19 protein-coding genes are annotated in these 23,915 nt (G+C 39.7%); 7 read left to right on the top strand and 12 right to left on the bottom strand.

The genetic code is table 11. The annotated features are described in order from the left end of the window. Positions 1-106: 106 nt before the first annotated feature. Complete coding sequence (locus tag MED121_RS09030) at positions 107-499, bottom strand: MAPEG family protein (protein WP_009833362.1); 393 nt, start codon at positions 497-499, stop codon at positions 107-109. Between the two features lie 43 nt (positions 500-542). Next, complete coding sequence (gene bluB, locus MED121_RS09025) at positions 543-1,232, bottom strand: 5,6-dimethylbenzimidazole synthase (RefSeq protein WP_009833361.1); 690 nt, start codon at positions 1,230-1,232, stop codon at positions 543-545. 547 nt (positions 1,233-1,779) lie between these two features. Here bluB and MED121_RS09020 point away from each other — a divergent pair. Together MED121_RS09020 and MED121_RS09015 are read left to right on the top strand one after the other, a co-directional pair. After that, on the top strand, positions 1,780-3,366 hold the full coding sequence (locus MED121_RS09020) for an ABC-F family ATPase (RefSeq protein WP_009833360.1): 1,587 nt from the start codon (positions 1,780-1,782) through the stop codon (positions 3,364-3,366). Positions 3,367-3,588: 222 nt separating this feature from the next. Further along, entirely contained in the window at positions 3,589-4,425 is an 837-nt protein-coding gene (locus tag MED121_RS09015; protein WP_009833359.1) for a phytanoyl-CoA dioxygenase family protein, read from the top strand. A 70-nt stretch (positions 4,426-4,495) separates the two neighbouring features. Here MED121_RS09015 and MED121_RS09010 read toward each other — a convergent pair whose 3' ends face one another. Then, positions 4,496-5,461: a LysR family transcriptional regulator gene (locus MED121_RS09010; RefSeq protein WP_207382798.1), complete on the bottom strand. Its 966-nt coding sequence runs from the start codon at positions 5,459-5,461 to the stop codon at positions 4,496-4,498. 175 nt (positions 5,462-5,636) lie between these two features. On the opposite strand from MED121_RS09010, the gene MED121_RS23675 reads away from it, so the two are divergent. Further along, positions 5,637-6,392, top strand: a complete 756-nt coding sequence (locus MED121_RS23675; protein WP_009833357.1) for a DUF1499 domain-containing protein — start codon at positions 5,637-5,639, stop codon at positions 6,390-6,392. A gap of 102 nt (positions 6,393-6,494) precedes the next feature. Continuing rightward, positions 6,495-7,022, top strand: a complete 528-nt coding sequence (locus MED121_RS09000) for an RNA methyltransferase (RefSeq protein WP_009833356.1) — start codon at positions 6,495-6,497, stop codon at positions 7,020-7,022. A 45-nt stretch (positions 7,023-7,067) separates the two neighbouring features. On the opposite strand, the gene MED121_RS08995 is transcribed toward MED121_RS09000, so the two are convergent. From MED121_RS08995 to MED121_RS08985, 3 genes are all read right to left on the bottom strand, one after another. Beyond that, positions 7,068-7,547 carry a hypothetical protein gene (locus MED121_RS08995; RefSeq protein WP_009833355.1) on the bottom strand — a complete coding sequence of 160 codons (480 nt, stop codon included), beginning with the start codon at positions 7,545-7,547 and terminating at the stop codon, positions 7,068-7,070. 264 nt (positions 7,548-7,811) lie between these two features. Further along, positions 7,812-8,231: a GFA family protein gene (locus tag MED121_RS08990; protein WP_009833354.1), complete on the bottom strand. Its 420-nt coding sequence runs from the start codon at positions 8,229-8,231 to the stop codon at positions 7,812-7,814. Positions 8,232-8,256: 25 nt separating this feature from the next. Further along, a complete protein-coding gene (locus tag MED121_RS08985) occupies positions 8,257-8,727 on the bottom strand; it encodes a pyridoxamine 5'-phosphate oxidase family protein (RefSeq protein ID WP_009833353.1) in 471 nt (156 codons plus the stop codon). 178 nt (positions 8,728-8,905) lie between these two features. Here MED121_RS08985 and MED121_RS08980 point away from each other — a divergent pair, with 178 nt between their 5' ends. Next, positions 8,906-9,457, top strand: a complete 552-nt coding sequence (locus tag MED121_RS08980; protein ID WP_009833352.1) for a YgjV family protein — start codon at positions 8,906-8,908, stop codon at positions 9,455-9,457. Between the two features lie 15 nt (positions 9,458-9,472). Beyond that, positions 9,473-10,075 carry an NADPH-dependent FMN reductase gene (locus MED121_RS08975; protein ID WP_009833351.1) on the top strand — a complete coding sequence of 201 codons (603 nt, stop codon included), beginning with the start codon at positions 9,473-9,475 and terminating at the stop codon, positions 10,073-10,075. Here MED121_RS08975 and MED121_RS08970 read toward each other — a convergent pair. After that, complete coding sequence (locus MED121_RS08970; RefSeq protein WP_009833350.1) at positions 10,050-10,883, bottom strand: AraC family transcriptional regulator; 834 nt, start codon at positions 10,881-10,883, stop codon at positions 10,050-10,052. The genes MED121_RS08975 and MED121_RS08970 overlap by 26 nt on opposite strands. A 123-nt stretch (positions 10,884-11,006) precedes the next feature. Here MED121_RS08970 and MED121_RS08965 point away from each other — a divergent pair, with 123 nt between their 5' ends. Further along, on the top strand, positions 11,007-11,390 hold the full coding sequence (locus MED121_RS08965; RefSeq protein WP_009833349.1) for a hypothetical protein: 384 nt from the start codon (positions 11,007-11,009) through the stop codon (positions 11,388-11,390). A 312-nt stretch (positions 11,391-11,702) separates the two neighbouring features. Here the strand turns inward: MED121_RS08965 and MED121_RS08960 are convergent, their stop codons facing one another. The 5 genes from MED121_RS08960 to MED121_RS08940 all read right to left on the bottom strand — a co-directional run bounded on the left by MED121_RS08960 (position 11,703) and on the right by MED121_RS08940 (position 23,692). Then, the gene (locus MED121_RS08960) at positions 11,703-12,656 is read right to left on the bottom strand and encodes a diguanylate cyclase (RefSeq protein WP_050764559.1); all 954 of its coding nucleotides are present in this window, start codon (positions 12,654-12,656) and stop codon (positions 11,703-11,705) included. A 145-nt stretch (positions 12,657-12,801) separates the two neighbouring features. Beyond that, the gene (locus MED121_RS08955; protein ID WP_009833347.1) at positions 12,802-19,527 is read right to left on the bottom strand and encodes a response regulator; all 6,726 of its coding nucleotides are present in this window, start codon (positions 19,525-19,527) and stop codon (positions 12,802-12,804) included. A 106-nt stretch (positions 19,528-19,633) separates the two neighbouring features. After that, positions 19,634-21,769: an NAD(P)-binding protein gene (locus MED121_RS08950; protein WP_009833346.1), complete on the bottom strand. Its 2,136-nt coding sequence runs from the start codon at positions 21,767-21,769 to the stop codon at positions 19,634-19,636. Between the two features lie 4 nt (positions 21,770-21,773). Continuing rightward, positions 21,774-22,757, bottom strand: coding sequence for a hypothetical protein (locus MED121_RS08945; protein WP_009833345.1), 984 nt, complete (start codon positions 22,755-22,757; stop codon positions 21,774-21,776). Between the two features lie 173 nt (positions 22,758-22,930). Further along, on the bottom strand, positions 22,931-23,692 hold the full coding sequence (locus MED121_RS08940) for an NUDIX domain-containing protein (protein WP_009833344.1): 762 nt from the start codon (positions 23,690-23,692) through the stop codon (positions 22,931-22,933). Positions 23,693-23,915 lie beyond the last annotated feature (223 nt).

Below are 23,915 nucleotides of genomic sequence, written 5' to 3'. Positions count from 1 at the left end.
TTTCAATCTTGGTTTTCTACTGAGTGAAAGGGTCAATTTACTGAAATTTGACTCCAATAAGCCTGATAAGGGAGATGACACCTTATAAGATAAAGTCTTCGCCAGATTAAAGGCTGAAAATCTCTTTATAGGGTAGAACAATGAGATTGGCGATGATCAAAATAGATAAAACCGCATAGGTGATTTGCATGCTAATTGCTCGACCTTTGCATCTGCCCCTTAAAATACTTTTAGCATGAATCAAACGAGCCATTAAAAAAGCACACCCTAGGGCATGAATAAACCATGCCGGGCTATGATTGAGCTCCAACATCGCAAGTAACAGTAGGGCGATAGGGATGTTTTCAAGTGCGTTTGAATGACCTGCTCTTGCCCAAATTAGGGGCTTATAACCCCCATCCCCAAAAGCAACACGGCCAATACGTCTTTGTTTTACCACGTTAAAAGAGAGCGCTAACACCAGCAAACAAGATAAACAAAAATACAATCCGACAATCATGATATGTCCTTTTTAAAGTGGGAAAATTGCTGAGCGATAAATCTTAACTAAATGAGTCATTTAGATACTGCTCTTTAATGATGACTTGTTCGGCATTTTTACGGGCTTCCCATTTTTGTAATTCGAGTTCAGGTTTATCATAAAATTTATCCACATAACCGACGCATAAATAAGCAATAAGCTCTCTGTCTTTTGGTGCTTTTAATATTGCTTTCACGTCATCTGGGTTAAGTATGCTGACCCAGCCCATGCCGATGTTAAGTGAGCGAGCCATAAGCCACATGTTCTGAACGGCACAAACTACGCTGAACCGACCCATATCTGGCATACTGGTTTGCCCTAATACGGGTTGCTTACTGGGTTTATAGAAAACCGCAAGATTAAGGGGGGATTCTTCAATGCCTTCTAACTTTAAACCTTGATATTGGGTTTGTTTATCTTTGTCTAACGAATGGGAGAGGGTGTCTTTGGCTTTATCGTTTTCAGTATTAAAACTTTCTCGAATTTTATGTTTAGTGGCTTTATCTTTGATTAGGACAAACTCCCACGGTTGAGAAAACCCGACGGAAGGAGCATGCAGTGCGGCATCGAGAATTTGTTTAAGGGCGCTATCTTCAATCGGAGTGGGTAAAAAACGGTTACCACGTACATCACGCCTATATTGAATAATTTGACTTAGGAGGTCACTGGCCTCTGCATCAAACTGCTTATTGGATTCAAACCTTGCTGTCATGGTTAACTGCTCTACATTTTCTTGATGGCTAGGTATCCCAGGTTAATGATTATTGGGTACCTTGTTCTAACATTTTTTTTACTAGATTAAGTCAGAGTAACATTTTGTTAGATGCTTTTTGGGTATCACTGAACAGACGTTAACTATTCAAAGATACTCTGTTTAGCACTATTAAAGACACTCTGTTTAGCACTATTAATAGTACGCTATTCATAGTCTTTTATGGGATTGTGAACAAGATACTAGACGATACGGTTTAGTTTTTTAACCTTTCTTTACAAAATACTGAAGCAAACTTCACATAGGTCTTTATTGCGGACTAAGTATATCGGTTTCTAACTTGTTTAAGGTGATCATAAATTGCCAAATTAAATCGCCTTTGAAGGCGACTAATTTTTAGGCGAGGGCTGATGTATTGGCTTAATTGTGCGATAATGCCGCCAAATTTTATTTGATACTGTCTTATGGCGCATTTTATTGATAGAAGAGCGTTAAAAATGCCAGTATTAATCAACACTTTAATTGATAAATTAATCGGAAGACTACCTTGCTAACTACTGCAAATCTCACCATTCAGTTTGGTGCCAAACCGCTTTTTGAAAATGTCTCTGTTAAATTTGGCGAAGGTAATCGCTATGGTTTAATCGGTGCAAATGGTTGTGGTAAATCTACCTTGATGAAAATTCTAGGGGGTGACCTGGAACCTACATCAGGCAATGTTTCTAAAGACCCAAATGAGCGTCTTGGTAAGCTGAAGCAGGATCAATTTGCCTATGAAGAGTTCAGTGTTATCGACACTGTGATCATGGGTCATGAAGAGCTTTGGGCCGTTAAGTCTGAAAAAGATGCGATTTATGCTAATCCAAACATGACGGAAGCAGATGGCCTACGTGCAGGTGATCTTGAAGCTGAGTTCATGGAAATGGATGGCTATTCAGCTGAAGCGCGTGCCGGTGAACTTTTGATTGGTGTCGGTATTCCTGTCGAACAACATTATGGTTCTATGACGGAAGTGGCACCGGGTTGGAAGCTACGTGTCTTGCTGGCACAGGCACTATTTTCTGAACCAGAAATTTTGTTACTTGATGAGCCTACCAACAACTTGGACATTCATACGATCGAATGGCTAGGCGGAGTGCTTAACGAACGTAACTGCACCATGATTATTATTTCCCACGACCGTCACTTCTTAAATAGTGTATGTACTCACATGGCGGATTTGGATTACGGTGAGTTGCGTTTGTTCCCTGGTAACTATGATGAATACATGACGGCAGCGACTCAATCTCGCGAGCGTCTTTTGTCTGATAACGCTAAGAAGAAAGCGCAAATTAACGAGCTTAAAGCGTTCGTTAGCCGTTTCTCTGCCAACGCGTCTAAATCTAAGCAGGCGACTTCTCGTGCGAAGCAAATCGATAAGATCCAACTTGATGAAGTAAAACCTTCTTCTCGTCAGAATCCGTTTATTCGTTTTGAGCAAGAGAAAAAACTTCACCGTAATGCCTTGATGGTTGAAGGCTTAGGGAAAACCTATGAAGAAGAGATCTTTAAAAACTTGGATCTAATGGTTGAAGTGGGTGAGCGTATTGCCATTATCGGGCCTAACGGTATTGGTAAATCTACCTTGCTGAAATGTCTAGTAGGGGATACTGAGCTTAACTCAGGTACGGTTAAATGGTCTGAAAATTCCCAGATTGGCTATTATGCGCAGGACCATGCTGCAGATTTTGAAGAAGACAAAACCCTTATCGATTGGATGTGGCAATGGGGCCAAGAGGGTGATGATGAGCAAGTAATGCGTGGTACCTTAGGTCGCTTGTTGTTCTCACAAAAAGAGATTGAGAAATCCGTTAAGGTTATCTCAGGTGGTGAGCAAGGTCGTATGTTGTTCGGTAAGATCATGCTTCAACGTCCAAACATTCTATTAATGGATGAGCCGACTAACCACTTGGATATGGAATCGATTGAATCCTTGAACTTAGCGTTAGAAAACTACGCTGGTACTCTGTTATTTGTTTCCCATGACCGTGAATTTGTATCATCTTTGGCAACACGTATCATTGAAATAACACCAAATGGCATTGTTGATTTCCACGGTACTTATGATGAGTACCTTGAGAAACAAGCGGTATAAATAACCGGATAAGCAAGTTAATCTGGCTTGTTTATTTAGGGTGAAAAAGAGCACTTAGGTGCTCTTTTTTTTGCTTTAAAAAAAGTATATCTACTGATATTCCAATTTGGAAAATAGAGTTTTCATTCTTTTCGCTTTTAGAACATGGAAGATCTTCGTAAAGTCACTGAATAGATTAGTCACTGAATAGATGAGTCAGTTAAATGTTTTGGGGAATAGGTTATGTTAAATGAAGGGCAAATTAAGCAATATCAAGATCAAGGCTTTTTAGTCTTAGATGAGGTTTTTCCGTTAGATGAGTTAGAACAAGTTAAGCAACAAGCGGCTAAAATCGTCAATGACTGGCATGATGATGATAGATCCCACACGTTTGGTACTAAGGATAATGACCGAAGTGGCAATGACTTTTTCTTAGATTCTGCAGAAACCATGAGCTGTTTTTTTGAAGAAGAAGCTTTTGATGAAAAGGGTGAATTTGTCCAGGATCGCGCTTTGTGCATTAATAAAATTGGTCATGCCTTACATGAATTAGATCCCGTTTTTAAACGCTTTAGCCATCAAAAAATCTTGGGGGATATTGCAAAAGACATTGGCTTGCAAGAGCCTCAAATTCGCCAGTCTATGTATATCTACAAACAGCCCAATATTGGCGGTGAAGTTAATTGGCATCAAGATGCGACTTTCTTTTTTACAACACCGCAAAGTGTGGTGACTTATTGGTTTGCAATGGAAGATGCAACTTTAGAAAATGGTTGCCTTTGGGTTGAACCTGAAGGACATAAAGGGCCATTGAGAGAAAGGTTTAACCGTTGTGGCAGTGATACCAAAATGCAGCCTTTAAGTGATAAAGCCTGGCCGATAGACACAGGGGTACCGGTTGAAGTTAAAGCCGGTAGCTTGGTTATTTTCCAAGGTAAGCTACCCCATTATAGTGCCCCAAATCGCTCAAATAAGTCGCGTCAGGCTTATACGCTTCATGTGACGGATGGCCGTACTGAGTATGCTGTAGAAAACTGGCTGCATGCTAACACCCTGCCACTAACGGGCTTTGATTCTTAGAAAAGTATTTGAACACAAGCGAGTTTATCTAGGCCACCCATTGTCATGGGTGGCCTTTTAATTTGGCCTTTTAGTTTGAGCACGCTCTTTGGGTTTGAACGTCGCCTTTTGTTTGCTCAACACCGGCATTAATCAAGGCTTGTTTAAACCAGAGATGAGCAGGGTCTGATTCACTTCTTTGGTGCCAAATCAGTGAATAAACCACGGGCAAAGTGGCACAAGGCATGGGTAAGCTTACCAAATCATACTTTTTACAAATATGCTCACCCCAATGAGCTGAAGTGGTAAAAATTAAGTCTGAGTGCTGGCATATGGCGCTGGCGCTATTAAAATCAGGCACTTGAATGGCAATATCTCTTTCTAATCCTCTTTGGGCCAATGTTTGGTCAAACACAGGGGCGCCTAATTCATTATCCCTAACGTGAATATGGCGACACTTAAGATAGGTTTCTTGATCCCAGTTTGGTTTATCAGCGGTTAAAACAGGGTGCCCCTTTCGCACTAAGCAAATGAGTTCATCCCGATAGAGTTCTTGTGTATTTAAATGGTTACCTAGTTTTGGGGTCTGGCCTAAATCCTGTGGCAAGATCACAAAATCTAAAAGGCCTTTTCCAAGGTGATCTAAGCTCAGAGTGTCTTTAAACCAGGTATCTAACTGAACATAAGGTGCGGCGGTGATAAGTTGCGTCATCATGGGGGCGAGTAAAAATTCAAAGGCACTTTCTGGCATTGATAATTTGAGCTTGGCTCTGTGCTCTTTTAAATTAAACTCATCCGGTGCAAATAGATTGTCCAGCGCAAAAAGTGCAAGGTTCAACTTAGGTTCTATTTCTAAAGAGAGCTGAGTCGGAATCAGGCCATGGGGGCCACGATGAAATAAAGGGTCATTAAACAAATGCCTTAATTGGGCTAGATTTTTACTAATTGAAGATTGGCTAAGGTTCATGCTGCTTGCGGCAGCAGAGGCGCTTCTTTCTTTAAGCAAACTTTGTAATGTCACTAATAAGTTAATGTTGACTCGTGAGAGCTGCGACATGTCCATATTGCCTTCCTATTTATTTACGATTAAGAATATTGCTTCTAAATACTATTCCATTTTGGAAAATCTAACTATGGGCTTCCTTAATTAACGTATGATTTTAAACAAGGATGATTTATATTCAGCTGCTAATTTTTAAAACTAACGCCAGCATTACTTAGTAGGAGCCAGTATGTCATTTCCAGAAGGGTCAAAAGTCTGGTCAAAATTAGTTCTAATCGCCAGTTTAATCTGTGTTTTTAGTGTCTTTGTTGCCATTTTTGGCGTGAGGTTGGGTGCCTTTAATTTTCGTGTTGCCAGTGACATGCTGGAAAGCACTCTTCAAGCGGCGATTCCTGTACTTTTAGTCGCGGTTATTATCTTTGTTGGGGAAGCAGAAACCAGAATAAAGACGGGGGCTGCGATAGTTATTTTATTATTTCCAATTATTGGCATTTGGGTAAACCAACCGCCAGCGCCAAGCTTAAATGAACAAGGTCAACGGCTGGCTGCGTTAAATGATATTTCGACAGATACTCAAAACCCACCGCAATTTGAAGCGGTAATGAGTATGAGGCCAGCAACAAGCAATAGTGTTATTTACCCTGAAAATGGCGCAAAAATTCAAGCTGAACGTTTTGCTGATATTCAGCCGATTAGATCCGACTTAACCCAAAAAGAAGCGTATGAAAACGCGCTTGCTTTAGTTGATCAATACGGTTGGGAGCTGGTTTTAGCGGACGAATCTCAAGGCAGAATAGAAGCGGTTGCCAGTACTTTCTTTTTTAATTTTAAAGATGATGTGGTGATAAGAATCAGGTCTGAACAAAAAGTGAGTATCATTGATATTCGCTCGCATTCTCGTCTTGGCAAAGGGGATAGGGGCAAAAATGCTGAACGTGTGCGTGCCTTTATTCGTGATTTCAATCAAGTTGCGAAAGAAGAGTGAGTTTTATTGCCGCTAAGTTGGAGGCTTATCCACTGTCTTTTTAAATGGCTTTCTATATGATAGCCAAGTTTATGATCTTCCTAGTTTGGATTCTTATATTTAATGAAAACTGAATTTGTTTGTATTGGTTTAACCAACCCTAAAAGCACCTCTAATGTGGGTTCTGTCATGCGTGCAGCGGGTTGTTATGAGGTTGACCAAGTACTTTATACGGGGCGACGCTATGACAGGGCGGCAAAATTAACCACGGACACTAAAAAAGTACGAATTGATATTCCTCTTAATAATGTGGAGGCTCTTGGTGTGAACTGCTTGACCCAAGCGATTGATGCAGACACTAAAATTGTCTGTGTTGATTTGGTAAAAGGGGCGACACCATTACCTGAATTTAAGCATCCAGAAAAAGCCATTTATATCTTTGGTCCAGAGGATAATACCATTAGCCAAGCGGTTATCGATAAAGCAGATCATGTGGTGTTTGTACCCACAGTCGGTTGTATGAATCTTGCTGCCAGTGTCAATGTCCTTTTGTATGATAGGCTGGCGAAATCGGAAAAAGCGAAAGCTGGGGATGAGCTAATTTTGAAGAGTCGTGATCGAAATAATAATGTGAAGGTAAGGTCTAAATAAAAAGCCCAGCAACGGGGAAATGCTGGGCTTTCTAAAGGCTAGGTTTTACTCACTTGCTTTTTTAACAAGGCCTACTTTCTCCATCATGTCCATTAGTAGACTAGAAGGGGCTTTTAGGTCTTTTATTACTAGCATTACGCCACTAATCCATACTAGACACGCCATAATAAATAAAGTTCCTGAATCACTACCAATTACTTCACCTGCTGCATTAAAAGCGGGTTGCACAACGCCTAATGGGGTCGCAAGGTGGAAGAAAATTGCACCTGTCATTATACCCACTGCCATTAGTGCCCCAATTGCATGTAAGCGAGTAACCAGTAAAATTGAGGCGATAAGTTCAGCTGTCCCAATCATATAGCCGCCATATGTACCAAACCAAGCTAATCCAGACCAATCACCTAATGCGCCAAAGATGTATTGGGTTTCATATGAGCCACTAAACTTAAAAAACAGTGATTGAATAAATACGAACATGATAAAAATTGAAAATAAATTTTTCGAGCTAATGTATTGCTTCAACATAGGTTGATTTCCTGTGAGATAAATAGGCTTTAATAAAGCTTAGTGCTTGTTCTGCTTAGTGCAATGAAATTCAGTGTCAATTAAAATTTATTTAACTGACACTATTATGACACTTGAAATTCGCAAAGGTTTAATTTAAAAATAAAAAAGATATGGTGAGGTAATTGAAGGGAATCTAAGATTAGGTTGCCCCCCTCGCCATAAATCTAGTGACTTTTACCTACCCGCAGAGGCGAGAGGACTTAATGCCAGCTTGCCTCAATTTTATGGCTGCTTATCAAAGGTTTTTACCCCTTCAGGAATAATAAACCAGTCTTGCTTTTCACTGACCCACACATGAACAGTGGGTATTAGCATGCTAGTGTCATCTAAACTGGCGCCCCCTTTAAACTTTAAAATATTAGGTATTTTAGGGTCATAGTGATAAATACGGTTACCGCAAGAAGGGCAAAACTTTGCGTGGTTTTCATTACCACTATCTGCCATTCTGCTCCAGTCGGCTAGTTCTCCCTCAATGACAACCTTGTCTTTATCTAGGATGCTAGTAATGCTAAATGCACTGGTCGCTAACTTTTGACAGGCTTTACAATGGCAGGCAATGACCATATTGGGGGCAGCTAATAAGGAAAAGGTAACCTGTCCGCATTGGCAGCTTCCTGAAACAGGGTAATGGGTAGTGCTCATATTATATTCCTTATAGGGTTAAGCATTATTTGTTTTTGACACAATAGGTATCTAACGCAGATTTAATTTGCTCTTCCTCTGTTGTGTTTGGAAAGAGTCGGTACCTTGGGGAAAGGATAGGGTTTACTTTAAGTACTTCTATTTCAATGATGCGTTGAAAGGGGAAGTCGTCTCCGGTCAAGGCATAAAGCGCTTGGTGCTTTTGAGCAAAGCTTGCATCATCTTTATTTAAAATACGGGCTGTGCCATGCAACTTAAAACCTTTTTGTTTAAAGACATGGACAAAACTCAAACAGACAGCAGGGTTAGCGCGAATATTCGCAACACTATTAGGCGAGGCGATGTTGGCAATCAGAATATGGGTTTTTTGATTCCCTTTGCCGTAGGCAACAAACATTTCTTTTGGAGAAACATTGGGTGTTCCATGAACATCAACGGTTGCTAGCCAGCAAAGTACGCTTTCTTCAATGGAGGTTAATACATCATCTGTTAACATCTTCTCACCCTTTTACACATCAATCTGCGACCTTGCTTTCATACTGTACACAGAATGTGCGATTTCTTCTTTTAAGGCAACATTTTAGATTTCATTTTTGATGAAATTATCTACAAGTCATTGAATAGAATACGTATACTCAATCACCCCCATTTATCAGATTATTTCTAGGTGTTGAGTGACTGAACTAGTTAATAGCTTTATTGAGCTTGATTGGCAGGACCCTTTTTTGATTTCACAATGCCTGATTGGCATTGCGATTATCTTCGACTTCTTCTCTTTTCAGTTTAAGAAAAGAGAGCAAATTGTCGCTTGTTTATTTGCCGCAGGGCTTTTAATCACAACGCATTTTGCTTTGTTAGAAGAGTGGACAGCAACAGCATTAATGAGCATTGCGACCTTGAGGTATTTATCCAGTATTTGGACAACCTCTAGAAAAATGATGTGGTTCTTCTCTGCTTGCTCTGTTACGGCAACGGCCTTCACATTTGCTGGCCTGATTAGTGTGATTAGTTGTGTGGGAACTTTATTTCAAACCCGTGCTAGTTTTTGCGAAACGGATAAGCGTTTGAGGCAGCTTATGATAGTGGGAACCAGTTTCTGGCTTATTCATAATTATATGGTGGGCTCTCCTGGGGCAGTACTAATGGAAGTACTCTTTATTTCTAGTAATTTGATTGGCTACTATCGACACTATATTAGGCCTGCCAAAGCGCTTTTAAAACATTAGATAGGACTTTAATGGATGGATCAGTTAAGTTCACCTAAACACTTACTCGCATTTTGCGGCAGTTTACGTAAACAATCTTTTAATAAAATGGTGCTGGAAGCGCTAAAAATTAGAGGTCACAGCCAATTTCATAACGAGCTAGAGATTCACATTTTTGATGAGCTTGGTAACCTACCTTTCTTTAATCCTGATTTAGAACTTGCCCTTGAAGAAGGGGGCCTTAGCTCGCTGCCAACCGATGAGAAAAGCCTAGTCGCATTGCGTTATTTAAAGGATGTAATGGCGCAAGCTGATGGGCTGATTATCGCCAGTCCTGAGTATGCCCATGGTGTGACTGGTGTAATTAAAAATGCATTAGATTGGCTGGTAAGTGGTGAATCCTTTGTCGATATGCCTTTAATGTTAATTAATACTTCTACAAGAGCACATCATGCTCAAGATGCGTTAACAGAAATTGTTACCACTATGTCAGGACGTGTGATTCAAGAAGCAAGTTTATGCTTGCCCTTATTAGGAAGCCAGATTCGCTCTACTGCAGACCTAATTACATCTGATCTAGTTGGTCAATTGGACAACAAGCTTAGTCTTTATATTAAAGCGCTGAATCAGTCTGCTTAAAGTGATTTTTCTGCTGCTTACGCCATGCCGCGGGTGTAATGCCATAGGCCTTTTTAAACTGCCTAATAAAGTGGGTAACATCATGCCAACCTAGCTCTTCAACCAGATGATTAATATCTTGGTCTGAGTGGATTAGGCGAGAGCAAGCCTGGGTTAAGCGACTATTGAGAATCCATTGGCCCACAGTATATCCTGTGTGTTGCTTAACCAAATAAGCCAGGTGAGAAGGGCTACAATGAATAGCATTCGCCACATCTTTTAATGAAATTGGCGTCAGATAATGCTGTTGAATAAAGTCTAATGCCTTACTGACCTTAATATCAGCTTGGTTCGCACCTATTTCAAATGGCTGACTGGCTTTATTTACTTCATGCAGAATCAAGGTGATTATGCTTTTTTGAATAACTTCTATATCTGTTTCATTACTCGCATGCAGCTGGTCTAGTTCTTCAAACATACGATTTATGAAGAGAGCCCTGTCTTGGCTAACTTTAAACACAGGTAAGGCCCCTAGGCGAATTTGACGAAAGGTTTGTAACAAGCTTGCGTCAAAATCCAGTGTTAAGCAGCTGGGGCAGAATCCCATCCACCATATATCTAAATCTTCACCTGCTACCAAGGTGTGAGCCACGCCAGGTGGAATGAGGGTAAGCATATTTTCACTCAACTCAACTTGATTTTGGTACTTCATGCTGAGTCTGCCTTTGTTCACTAGCATCAAGATATGCTCTGTTTGAGAGCTGTGCTCTTCATGAGGCAAGGTCTTAATTTTATGATGCTTAACTTGAAAGGCTTGAACGGGATGCATGCTTATTAACTCAAATCAGATAATAAGCCGATTATCCCACAGTTTTATCAATTATAAAGCCCAAATTTCAATGGGATAATTTCATTACTAAGACATTAAGCCGATATTTTAAGAGGAGTGGTGATGGATTTTAGTATTGTGTTAGTAGGGTTGAGTCTCTACATTTTGATTTGGGAAAAGCTACCTGATTGGGGGACTTGGTTTAATTATTTGATTGAAAGGCTACCTGCTCCGCTTGCTTATTTGTATCAAGCTTGGCGTTGTCCCTATTGTTTTGGTTTTTGGGTTGCCTTGTTATTACATTATCTAACAGGGTCTCATACTGTGCTGGAATTACATAATATGGCAGATGAGTTTGGTGTTTTGGGTCAGTCTCTTGCCATTTTTCTAGATGCATTGGCAGCAGCATTATTGATTATGTTAGGAAAATTATCCTTAAGTGCTATTTCAGGGCCTGCCATTGTTGGGTATGAAAAAACATTAGCCTTTAAACAAGCGAAAGATTAACCCTTATCGCATGCGCTAAGCTTCATAAACAAAAGGCACTTGTATTGATATCAAGTGCCTAGGGAGCCTGCGATTCAATCTCTTGTTAAGAGCCTTCTTCAGGGCCTTCTTCAGATCCTTGTCTTGTTAGACTTATAGAAATAGTATCAAACATCACTAAGACGTTATCTAGCTCGCTTTTAAGAAGGGATAACCCAGGCTCCCTCGTTAAGCTGTGAATACCTTCTCATGTCTCATGTCTCATGTAGTCGTTTAACTGCGCTTTTTTACATGATTTTTGCTCTTATAAAGCGTCTATGTTTGATAGCATCCTTAAAATGCGGGTAATGCTTGGCTTTTGTTCGTTAAGTGAGTTTCTAATTCATGTTCTAACTTAACCTGATTACGACCAAGGTGTTTAGCTTGATATAAGTAAGAATCCGCTTTTATGAGAATGTTTTCAATATCTGCCGTGTCATCTGGCACGAGTAGATAGCCACCGATGCTGACAGTAATGACGGGTAAGATGCCGCTAAAGTTATGTTCAATTGTCAGCTCTTGAACCGAAGCGCGACACTTTTCTAAAGTGGCTTTAGCTCGGTTGAGATCGCAATTGGGTAAGATAAGACAAAACTCTTCGCCACCATATCGACAGACAAAATCCTCGTCTCTTGTCAGCGAAAGTTTTAAACTTCGGGCGACTTTTTTGAGAACAAAGTCACCGGCTCTGTGACCATAATTGTCGTTATAGCTTTTGAAAGAATCCACATCGATGAGCGCAATGCAAATTGGCTCACCCGATAAAGAGGCTTTATGACACTCTTTTTCTAGATGCTCTTCAAGGTGACGACGATTAGGGATCATGGTCAAACTATCATAATGGGCGAGGTCTTCAAGAAGCTTACGTTGTTTTGCTAATTCGAGGTGGGTACTGACTCTGGCATTAACAATTTCATAATGATAGGGCTTGTGAATATAGTCGCAAGCCCCCAACTTAAGGCCATATGCTTCGTCCACATGGGAGTCGAGTGCGGTAATAAAAATGACATTAATGTGCTGTGTCTGTTCTGATTGCTTAAGCTGCTCTAATACTGAAAAGCCATTCATAATCGGCATCATGACATCAAGCAGTATTAATGTTGGCTGATGCTCTTTGGCAAGCTCAAGGGCTTGCATACCGTTTTTAGCTAATATGATTTTAGCCATGGATTTAATCTGTTCCCTCAGCATTTTACGGCTATTAACATCATCATCTACGATAAGCACTGTCTGTTTATCATTTGGCATAGACATCTTCCTTAGTGTCTTTTATTTTTTTAATATGCATTTTAGATAAATTTAACGTTAAAAATGCTATCTCTTATTAGGCATTATTTTTTACTAAATGAAAGATTTTTTACTAAATGAAAGATTTTTTATTAAATGAAAGCCATTAACTATCATAAACATCTTCCTTTAGGCTGCTTTGATTGCTGAGCTCCTTGTTCAATTTATCTATCATTTCTAGTGCTGCCGGGTATTCGATATTATCAAGTAGCGACATTATTTCTTGGGCTTTTTCGTAATAAGGTGTGCCATGGCAAAGCGTAATTAGGCTTTGGCAAACATCTTCAGAACTGGCGTCTGAATCGTAAATGAGAGGAATAAGCTCTTTGATCTTGCCAAGCATTTTATCTTTATCAAAGTCCTTTGTAATAACCTTTGCCGTCTCTTTTGGCTGTAATACCTGATCAAGTTGCTCAAAAGTATGTTTGAGGCTGTTTAGGAGAGGGGTTAATGCCGATTCAATAAAGCGGCCTTCGGCGATGGCATTTTCTAATTCTTTAGCAAGGCCAGATAATTCAAATGCGCCAATATAGGCTGAGTTAGATTTGAGTGAATGAATATATCGATAGAAACCATCGTTATTATTTTCCTGTTTAAGGTTTTCTATGGTCTGTTTAAAGTCGGTATATTGTTGGTAAAAATTATGTGTGATATCCAGATATAAACTCTCTTTGCCCTGTAGGCTTTCCAGTGCTCTTTCTATATCTAAATCGTTAATTTTTCTTAATGAATCTAACGTATCTAGGCCAATTTCTATCGGGTTCTTTTGACGTTCGACTTCTGCTTTTGCTGTTAAATTCCCTGTTTTAGGAAGCCACTGATTTAGCGCATTAAATAGGTAGTTTGGTTCGATGGGCTTGGTTAGATGGTCGTTCATGCCTGCAATGAGACTTTTTTCTTTTTCAGAAGGCATGGCATGAGCCGTCATGGCAATAATAGGCAGCTCTTCTTTTGATTTTAGCTGTCTTATGCGCTTGGTTGCCGTTAAGCCATCCATAATCGGCATTTGAATGTCCATTAAGATAAGATGGTAGTCATTCACAGAGACAAGGTTAACAGCATCTTGTCCATTTAGGGCGATATCCACCTTGATTCCCGTTTCGGATAGTAGCTCTAATGCCACATGTCGATTGATTTCATTATCTTCAACTAAGAGAATTTGACAGTGTTTGAAATCGAACTTGTTGGCGTCGAACTGAGTTAGAGGCTCACTTTCTAGCTGGGTTTGCGCACACATTCCAAGTACTTCGCCGATGGTTTCGACTAACGTGGATTGGCTCACGGGCTTTTCTAAGTAGTGATCAATTGTAATCGGGGAACCAAGTAATTTGACTTCGTCTCTATCATAGGCTGACAGCATTAAGATATGAGGTGGTGTATCAAGCTCAAGTTCCTGTTTAATAATTCTAGACGCCTCAATTCCATCCATATTTGGCATCTTCCAGTCCATAATTACCATATCAAAATGGGTATTTTTACTGGCCGCATCTTGCACACATTCTACGGCTTTACTGCCATCGTTAGCTTGAGTGCAGCTAATATTTAAATGACCTAACATACGTGAAATGACTTGTTGAGAAATAGGGTTGTCATCCACGACAAGTATATTGAGATTATGATAAATGTTTTTAGCGGAGGGTTGAGCAAGCTCTTCAGCCCGCTCCAAATTAATCTTAAGTGAAAATGTAGAGCCTATGTTTGGCTGGCTTCTTACTTGAATTTGACCTTGCATGAGTTCAACGAGTTGCTTACAAATAGCTAAGCCTAACCCTGTTCCGCCAAACTCACGTGTAATTGAATCGTTAGCCTGGGTGAAAGACTCAAATAAGAGGGCACATTGCTGCTCACTGATGCCTATGCCTGTATCTTCAACCTCAATATTAAGCTGGACATGCATGTCGTCTATTTCGACTTCATTGAGGGATTGAACCCGTATGATGACATGCCCAGACTTAGTAAACTTAACCGCATTACTGGTTAAGTTAAGAAGAATTTGCTCCAGTCTCAAAGCATCCCCAATTAAATTGAAAGGAATATTGGGTGAAATATCAACAATCAACTCAAGATCTTTAGTGTGCGCTCTTAATTCACAAATTGTGGTCACACGCTTGACGAGCTGCTCTAAATTGAAAGGCGCTTCTTCAAGGGTCATTTTCCCTACTTCTATTTTAGAGAAATCAAGAATGTCATTGATAATGGTTAATAGGGAGTTAGCGGACTCTAACGTCTTTTTTGCATAATTTTTTTGTTTATTATCTAAGTTTGTTTTCAGTAGTAATTGGCTCAGACCAATTACCCCATTCATGGGGGTGCGAATTTCATGACTCATATTTGCCAAAAAATTAGACTTTGATTGATTTGCTTTGATGGCGGTTAACCTAGCCTGATTTAACTCTCTTGTTCGCTCTGTAATACGATTTTCTAAGGTGCTATATAAATAGGCATTCGATAAAGAAACAGCGGCTTGGGCGGCAATGGCTTTTAACAAAGTGATTTGTTTATCGCTAAAAGCATTCTCAATGCTCTCATTTTCTAAATAGACAATGGCGATGAGTTTTGCTTGGTGTGTAATGGGAATACATAGGCTTGAGCTGGGGGTATGTTGAGTAAAATAGGCATCGTCACCGTATTCAACATCGTTTGCTCCTTGATCAACAAGGACAATATCGAGGGAATTTTCGACCTGTTTAATAATACTAAGGGGGAAGTCAGGGTGACTTGAATAATGTGTGATAGCTTGATCAGTCAGTATTTTAATTTGATCCACATTCCCTGTGGCTTCTAGCCATAATTGCTTCTCTTCTACTCGAATAAAGCAGCCGGTATCCGCCCCCGCGTTTTGTAACAAAATAAGCATCAGGTTTTCCAGTAGGTTAGTTAATTGTATTTCACTGGAAATAATCTGATTCACTTTAAGCAAGGTTTGAAGATCCATATGATCCATTAAGCTGGCATTACCTGACTCATCTGGAATATCAAACTTGATACTTTGCCATTGGTTTCTGATTTGTTTTGCCTTGGCAATGGCTCCCCATTTCAAATAGGCCTTGTGCGATGTTTGGATCAGACTTTTTGCCACCTGATGCAGGCCTTTATCCTGCCAATAAACCGCAAAGCATTCGTTAGCAAGCGCACATATATTGACATAACCATGCTGATTCGCTTCTTCAATTGCCATCGCATAGGCGGTCTGAGCAAGTGCATCATTACCTTCTATACGGGCAAGCTCGGCGCTTAATAAATGCTTCTTATGGCGATAGTTTTCAAGACAATTATTTGACCATAGAGTAAGGTCTTCTAGTATTTTTTGAGCCTCTAGGTACCTCTTACATTGTTTTAGATTTTCTGTATCTGCAAATCGAGTGAGGATTAAGCCAGTATAAAAGTTGGCTTCAACGATTTTGTTTTGACCTGGTACAAAGGTGACAACGGTGTCTAAATGACTCGCATTCGCTAATTGATTTTCTTGGCTATCTTGCATTAAGTAGCTATGACGAATTTTAGCATTGTAATAATAGGCGAGGTGTAAAGGGGCATCTTGGTAGTCTTTTAAGAAGACATTCTCATTGAAGTGATTGTCATTAAAGTTAACCCCATTGTGCGTTAATCCTAATAAACCTTTTACTGACTGTAATGCACCGACAGTGACACAATCTATCATGTCCGTTTGTTTGTGCTTTTTAAGAAGGGAAATATCTTGTTCAAGGGCGGTTTGTGCTTGGCTTAGGTTATCGCCCCGTGCAATGGAGTCACTGCCCCTGACGGCACAAATGTAGCCAATCGTCGCTAGATCACCATATTGCAGCGCCCAATCAAAACTTTTGTCAAAATAATCAACAGAGAGGTGTAGGCTTTTATTCCAATGTTGAGTAAAGGTCGCAAACAGAAAATAGACACTGGCACGAATTAACTTATTGGGTCTTTTATCAGATAAAGCGATTGCCAGTTTGCCAAATTCATACCCTATATCATAACGACCTTTAACCGCTGTGATTGCAAGGGCATAGTTAACATAGGCAAAGGCTGAAATATCTGTATGCCCTTGAGTTAATGAAATTTCTGTCATTATGATGGAACTTAGCAAGTTAAGAGGCACTTCTCCGGCTAAATAACTTGCATACCACATGCCCCAAAGTAGCTGCAAAATGGCGTCTTGTTCGGCATTTTTGATTTCTGTCTGATTGAGTAAATTGGCTATGATTTTATTTTTGGTTAAACTCTCAATACGATCAAATCCCGCCATAAACTCTTCACTAATTAAGTCATTATCATCAGGAATGTTGACACCTAAAAGTGAAAGCCCTTTTTTTTGTAATTCAATGGCCTCATGAAAACGGCCTTGAACCTGATATTGAGACATTTGTACTGTGATGACTCTGACTTGCTCTAAGGGGGTTTGGGTGAGTTCAAGGGCCTGTTCATAAATGTTTTGAGCTGAATCAAAATCTCCGACCATATAGCTAGCTTCGGCTAAGGATAATAAAAGATTTAAGTGTTGTAGCGGGTGGGCTAAGTAAGTAAGGCTAAGTGCTTCTTTGAGCAGGGATTGAGCTAAGGAATAGGCGGAAGAGCGCTTAGCTTTTTCTGCCGCCTGATAATTAAGTTGAAGTATGATGCGTTTATCTGCTTCAGACGCTACCTGAATACCTGCATTAAGTTGCTCAACAATATCAAAAAGTTTTTGTTCTAATTGAGCGTCAGGTAATGATTGATAAAGCTTTAAACCCACATCTAATTTAAATAAAGGTAAGGTTTTTTTATCGATAAACTGATAGGCCGCTTGTTGAACCCTGTCATGTAAAAAACAAAATTCGGAGCGTATTAATAGGCGCTCATCTGTCCCAAAGCGATAACTTTCATTTAAGGGGAGGATCAAACCACTTTCAATGATTGGCCAAAGATTTTCATAAGTTTGCATCACACTTTGCTCTGAAACAGTATGCAAATCTTTTAATGAAAACTGATTGCCTAGATTAGCGGCATGTTGAATAGTAAAAAGAGATTCTCGACTGAATTGATTAAGTTTTTTAACCATCAAATCAACAATGTTTTTGTTTATCTTTAAACCTTTAATGTTTTTTAGGTGCCATTGCCACTGGCCTGAATCAAAGTCGTAATTAATATGGTTTTGCTCATATAACTCAAGCAAAAACTGGCTAACAAAAAATGGGTTGCCTTGAGTGGTATCAATACAGAGTTGAGTTAAGCTTTCAACCTCTTCTTTTTGACGCCATAAGCTATCTGCGATAAGAGCTTGAACGTTAGATGCCGTTAGGGGTTTAAGTTCAAGTTTACATATTTTGCTGCCATTATTTTCAATACGTTTTTGAGCGCTAATTAATGGGTGAGATTCATCAACTTCATTATTACGATAAGCGCCAATGATCATTAACGAACCTTGCTGCTTTAGCAGCTCCTCAATGAGTCTTAGAGAGGAAAAATCAGCCCACTGTAGGTCATCTAAAAAAATGACTAGGCAGTGTTTGGTATTAGAAAAGGCATGAACAAATTTATTAAAGGTTATTTGAAAACGAATTTCTGCTTCACTGACACCTAAAGAAGGGGCTGCTTCGATATCCCTCTCAAAAAGCATGGATAATTCAGGAATGATGTCATTGATGACGCCGGCATTATCGCCAAGTTCCTTGTCGAGGTGCTTTTTCCAAAATGCCTTTGTTTTTATATCTAAGCCAGATAATTGCCTTACCAGCCGCCGAAACGCCTGCACAAAAACCGTATAGGGTTTTTTGTGATTGAATTGATCACATTTACCACTACTAAATAACCCTTTTTTTGAAATAATAGTGTGTTGGAGTTCGTTAACAAGTGAGGATTTACCTATACCAGAAAACCCTGTAATTAAAGAAAGAGAGCTTGAGCCTTGAATAACTGACTCAAACTCGTGAATCAATTTATTTTTTTCCTCATCTCGACCATATAACTTATGGCTAATATGAAGTCGCTCTGGTGTGTCTTGTTCACAAATGGCCATCTCATCTGTGTTGTCACCATTTTTGATGGATTGGTAACATTGATTTAAATCACTTACCAAACCAAAGCTGCTTTGATAGCGAGACTTGGGCGATTTTTCTAATAAACAGCCTATGATCTTAGTAAGCATTTTGGGCGTGTTATTAATGAGTTTATCGAGTGCTTGTGGCTTTTGTGTTAGATGACAGTGAATTATTTCTAATAGATCAAGCTGTTTTGTATTAAAGATTTGATGACCGCTAAATAGCTCGTATAGGGTGGCGCCTAATGAATATAAGTCACTGCGATTATCAATAGGTAAATTTGAACGGCCGGTTTGTTCGGGAGAAACATAAGCAATTTGGCCCAGCTTGGTATTACTATTCCCTAGGACTTCCCCATTTTTTAACGGGGTAGCAAAGGATAGGTCAGCAATGTATAAGGTTTTTCTATCTTGGCTAAGCCAGAAGCTTTCTGGGCTAATGTTACGAATTAAAATATGGTTTTTGTGAAGTTCGTGTACAGCTTTTGCCATCATCACTGCAATGCGAAGCTTTTCGGTTAAATCAAGTTCAAACTGGGTGATCAGGTTGGATAATAGGTTGCCATTATTGACGCTGTAGCAAATAACAGGTTTGTGATTCGGCTCTTCATAATAAAGGCCTTTTACAGGCATTAACCAGCTTGAATCTAGTTTAAGGTTTAAGTTGTACTCAAACTCAATTTCTCCAGATTGTGACTCATCCTCAGTATCTGATCGGCTATATTTTAATAGCACTTTTTGCTGGTCTTTGTTCTTTGCCAGTGAAAACACCTTAGACTCTGTATTTTCTACCTGTGACTGAATACTGAAATCAAGCAAATCCGTTTCCTCTAATCGATAATATAGGGTGTTTCCATTCTTCTTAAGCTTTTAAATATAGTTTAAAATCAGGGTGCTATACGTGTTAACACCCTGATTTTTATTGCTAACCCTTAACGTAAAATATGCGTTCAGGGTAGCCGCTGATAGCTTTTGACGCTTTAAGCCCAGCAACCGTGGTGGACTCTACGCAACCTATATTTAAAAAACGGTTATCGACCCAGTCACCTGTTAAAAACAAATTGCTAAAGTCGCTCCCATCAGGGGTGATACGGTTTTTATTGGTGCCAGCAACTGACAGTACGTATCGTTCACTTGGGTTAATCGCTCCGTGCCAGAACTGGCCATCAAACCTGTTTACACCCTCTTGGTTATTTAAGTCAACTAACTGACTCCAGTCTAAGCCGCCTTCCTGGGTAGAAATATTCGGCCAGATATACCCTGTATTTTCATTTAACCACTTAATGGCATTGTTTTTTACTCTTAATTGCTCTCGTGCGGGGAAGTCGTGATCACTAAAGGGTGGGATAGGATCTGCGTCAATAAAGTTATTGCAGAAATAGGCAATAGAAAATGGTAAATGATTTTGCGGCCAAGTTTCCTTATCAAGGGTTTGGCTCATATCAGCCCAGGTATTAAAGGGATCTTGATAACCATCCATCACCACACTGGCCATCTTCCAGCCCGTTTGTTCTAAATTTGGCTTCATCCAAAGCTGCATGGCTTGTGTTTGAGAGGATTGAACCGAGTTAACCATGGTATTCCACTGCGGGCTTGCTGCCATTAGCTCAGGGGTGATATAAGGCAATGCACCGACTGAAATGCCCAGCACAACGCTATCAAAGTCTTGACCTAATTGTAATGATTTCGTGCCTACCCCTTGCCACGGGCTCCAAGGTGATTCTAAGTTGATATGCATTTCCTTTAACTCATCCCCTTCCACTAATTGGGAATAGTTAGGGTTGGATGGCCAACACAGTAAGTCTTTTACATCGATGAAAGGGTCATAGGGAGTAGAAGGGTCTTTGAGTGTGGCTTGTACTTGAATATCTATGCTAGCAATGTGTGTTTTATCCTGTGACAACCCCAGATTGCTAACCCGGCTAAAGAATTCAAATTTAACCCCTCGTTTTTGCAGTGCCAAGCATAAAGGCACAATTACGGTTTCACCCATACCGGCTTGCATTTTCCAAAAAATGGCGCCCTTGTATTGCCCGCAAGCCAGAAAGTAAGCATGGAGTAGGGTACCGGCTGAAACATTACCACCACAGAGTGAGTTCTCTGTATTGCCCTGAGGGTAAGCAAGATAAAGGTCATAAAAAGATCGTGTGATTGCTGAACAAGTTACTCTTTCGGGAGCGCCGTTTTGCGCCAACCATGCTCTAAAATCAAGGTGATCAATCACATCCCAATCAAGTAAGAGTAAAGGCTCTTTAATAATGCCTTTCACTATGTAGAGACCAAATTCGACTGCCAATAGGGTTTGGCGGATACTGGTTAAGGTGCCAAAGGTGGGGCCAAATAACTGCTCCAGTAAGGCGATCCCTTTTTCTAAAATGGTTTCTAATGATAAGGTCGCTAATTTAATATTTTCTAAATCACCTGCCAGCGCTTTTTCAATGTGTTTATCAATGCTTTCTAATGAACTCACGACATCGAGCACGCTATGGCTAAAGGGGTTCAGATCTTGAATAAAGTCTTTTACTGAGTCTAAAGGGCTTTCTTCTGCTTTGGCCTGCTCTTGGTGTAGTGCTTCATTCGTTTTTAGGTGAGAGATAAGCTGCTTAATTAACCAAGAAATCATACCTAGGGGAGTATCATGATTGTCTTCTCTATAGTTAGCATCAACACCAGGCACTTGATCATTAGTGGGAAAGAAAATTGGCCAATCTACCCATTTTTCATCTATGTATTCTTGTACCGCGATAAAGCTATGTGGCTTAAAGGCAGCATCAAAATTTGCTAATGGTGCGGTTTCAGGTCTGTCAATTTCGTCATAGGCTGTTCGCATCATTTTGATTGCATTATCGTAAAACCCAAAAAAGATATGTAATCCATGCTCTTCTATTCGATTAGCAACATCTGGATTTCGACTACTTGCGCATTTTCCGCCTAAGCGCCAACCCTCTTGATAAACCGTAATATCAAAATCATCCTGCCAATTAGGTTTACTTGTAATGCCATAAACGCTTGCTAGTGAGCCAATACCGCCACCTAATACTGCAATTTTTTGCTTACTCATTATCCTATTCTCCTAGTTGTAGGGTGAAATCAATATCTACCCAAAATCCTTTGGTATCCATTAAAAAGCTACCATCGTCCTGCTGTTCAGCAAGCAGACCAAACTGCTCCACAATAGGGTGACTTTCAATTGGAAATATTTGCAATTGAAATTGAGTAATTGCAGGAGGGATAAGCTGCCAATAGAGGCCACCATTGTTGATGGCATCCAAGGTAAATGGGGCCTGGGCAATTTTTTGGAAGCAGGCAATGGCACCATCTTTAATAGAAGGGAATTGTTTTAAGAAGACACAGGGTAAATTGACTTTAAGGAAGTCTTGAAATGACAATGTGTGATTTGAGTCAGACACCTTAAAGGGCTTATCAAATAAGTGCTTTCCTAATTCAGACGAGAATAGACTCTTATCAATTAAGGATTCGCCTAAGTGCTTAGAGTGAGCGCCGCTTAGGGTGAATAGAGGGTTAAATTGGCCTTTAGTTTGCGCTGTTAATGTTTTGAATGAATAAGGTAAGGCAGTGAAATTAGGCTGCTTTACATCAAATTCATTGTTCGCATTTGGGAACTGAAACTCGGCCTGTTGTTTTTCAAAACCATACATTTCTCTGCCAGATGCGATAGCTGTTCCATTGTTGAGTAAGAGTAGAGGGAGAAACAAACCAGGTTCAAGTGTTTGAGTATCAAAAGCAGGAATCCAAAAAGAGCATTCCGGATACTCAATGGTGCCATAAGCCTTGCCTTTTTGATCGCTGGCAACAAAGCTCATGTCAGCCATGATAAGGAGCAAAATGCTCTTATTATCAATCGACAAGGTTTTATAGTCATGTTGCCCATTTGAGGGAAGGTTAATACTTTGGTCAAGCTGATGCTGTAAGGCTGCATTTTCACATTCTAGAAAAAAGATTGAGAGCTTGGCGCCATTAAATTGAAAGGGGGCTTTGGCAATGGGGAGCCCAATGGGGGCTGGGATATAACCTGGTGCGTTTTCCATATACATCTAACTCCTGCAATTGAATATCAATTATTACAACAGAGGAAGGTGTGGTCATTTCACCCCTTCCATGGGTAGAACATATGTATTTGCTAAATTAGTTATCTCAGATATTGATTTAAAAATGAACCCTTTTCTTAAATATAAGTTTAATTTATTAAATTGCCCTTATTTTATAAACAAAAAAAAGTTTCAAGCTTCGGCGAAGCCGCTTGAATGTTTGAGGTGTCAAATAGGGCTAGCCCTTGCTTATCATGAAGTGCTTCTACCATTTGACGATTAAAATGATGATTGTTTTTATCTTTGATGTAATCCTCAACCTTGATCCATTTCGCATCAAGAATTTCATCGGTATCTTGAATGTTTATCGTATGGTTTAAAGCATCGAGTTTACAAATAAAGTACATGTTCGATTTCCCAAATCGATAGGGATGTTTAGTGGTTATGCCAAGTAGATGACTAAATTTTGCCTTAATGCCTGTCTCTTCAAAGACTTCCCTGACAATGGCATCTGAAATCTTTTCGGTTAATTCGACATGGCCCCCTGGTAATTTATATGCAGGACTGGTTGAGGCTCTTTCTCTAATGACTAACACCTCTTTCTTCTCATTTATTAAGATAGCGCCTGCACCTATGGTGTAGGTGGGAATAAAGGGAACATAGGTATTCTCTTTGAGGGAAAGAGTGAGGGTGACTTCATCTTTTAAGCAGTTGTGAAATTCAAAATTACGTTCGGTTGCCAGAGGAATGTAGCGAGCTTGTGCGTGTGGGATGGTTAACCAAACAAGTTGTTTATTTTCCTTTATCGCATTTTGGATATGAAGATTAAGTTCAATTTCAAATTCAGCGGCACAAATTTGGTTTGGCTGGCAGTGTAAAATAACCCCATTAAAGTCATCAAACTCTGTTGTGAGATAAGGTGTGCTTAGTGTCACTGGAACCTCGTTAAAATAATTTTATGGAAAACGCTTATTGGAATGCGTCTTAATTTTTGTCGATTTAGTTTATAACTCAAGGGTTTAATATCAATCCTTTATTCATTTTAAATCAATGAAATAAGCTTGTTTTATGGGACATACGTTTTTTGAATGATGCCAGTCTGAAATTCGATTGCGCCATTTCTCTTCTTTGTTTTAACCTTGTCTTAATAGCTTAGCG

The sequence above is a fragment of the Marinomonas sp. MED121 genome, from assembly GCF_000153025.1.
In the GTDB taxonomy this organism is placed as follows: domain Bacteria; phylum Pseudomonadota; class Gammaproteobacteria; order Pseudomonadales; family Marinomonadaceae; genus Marinomonas.
This window is presented reverse-complemented; position numbering and strand designations above follow the sequence as displayed.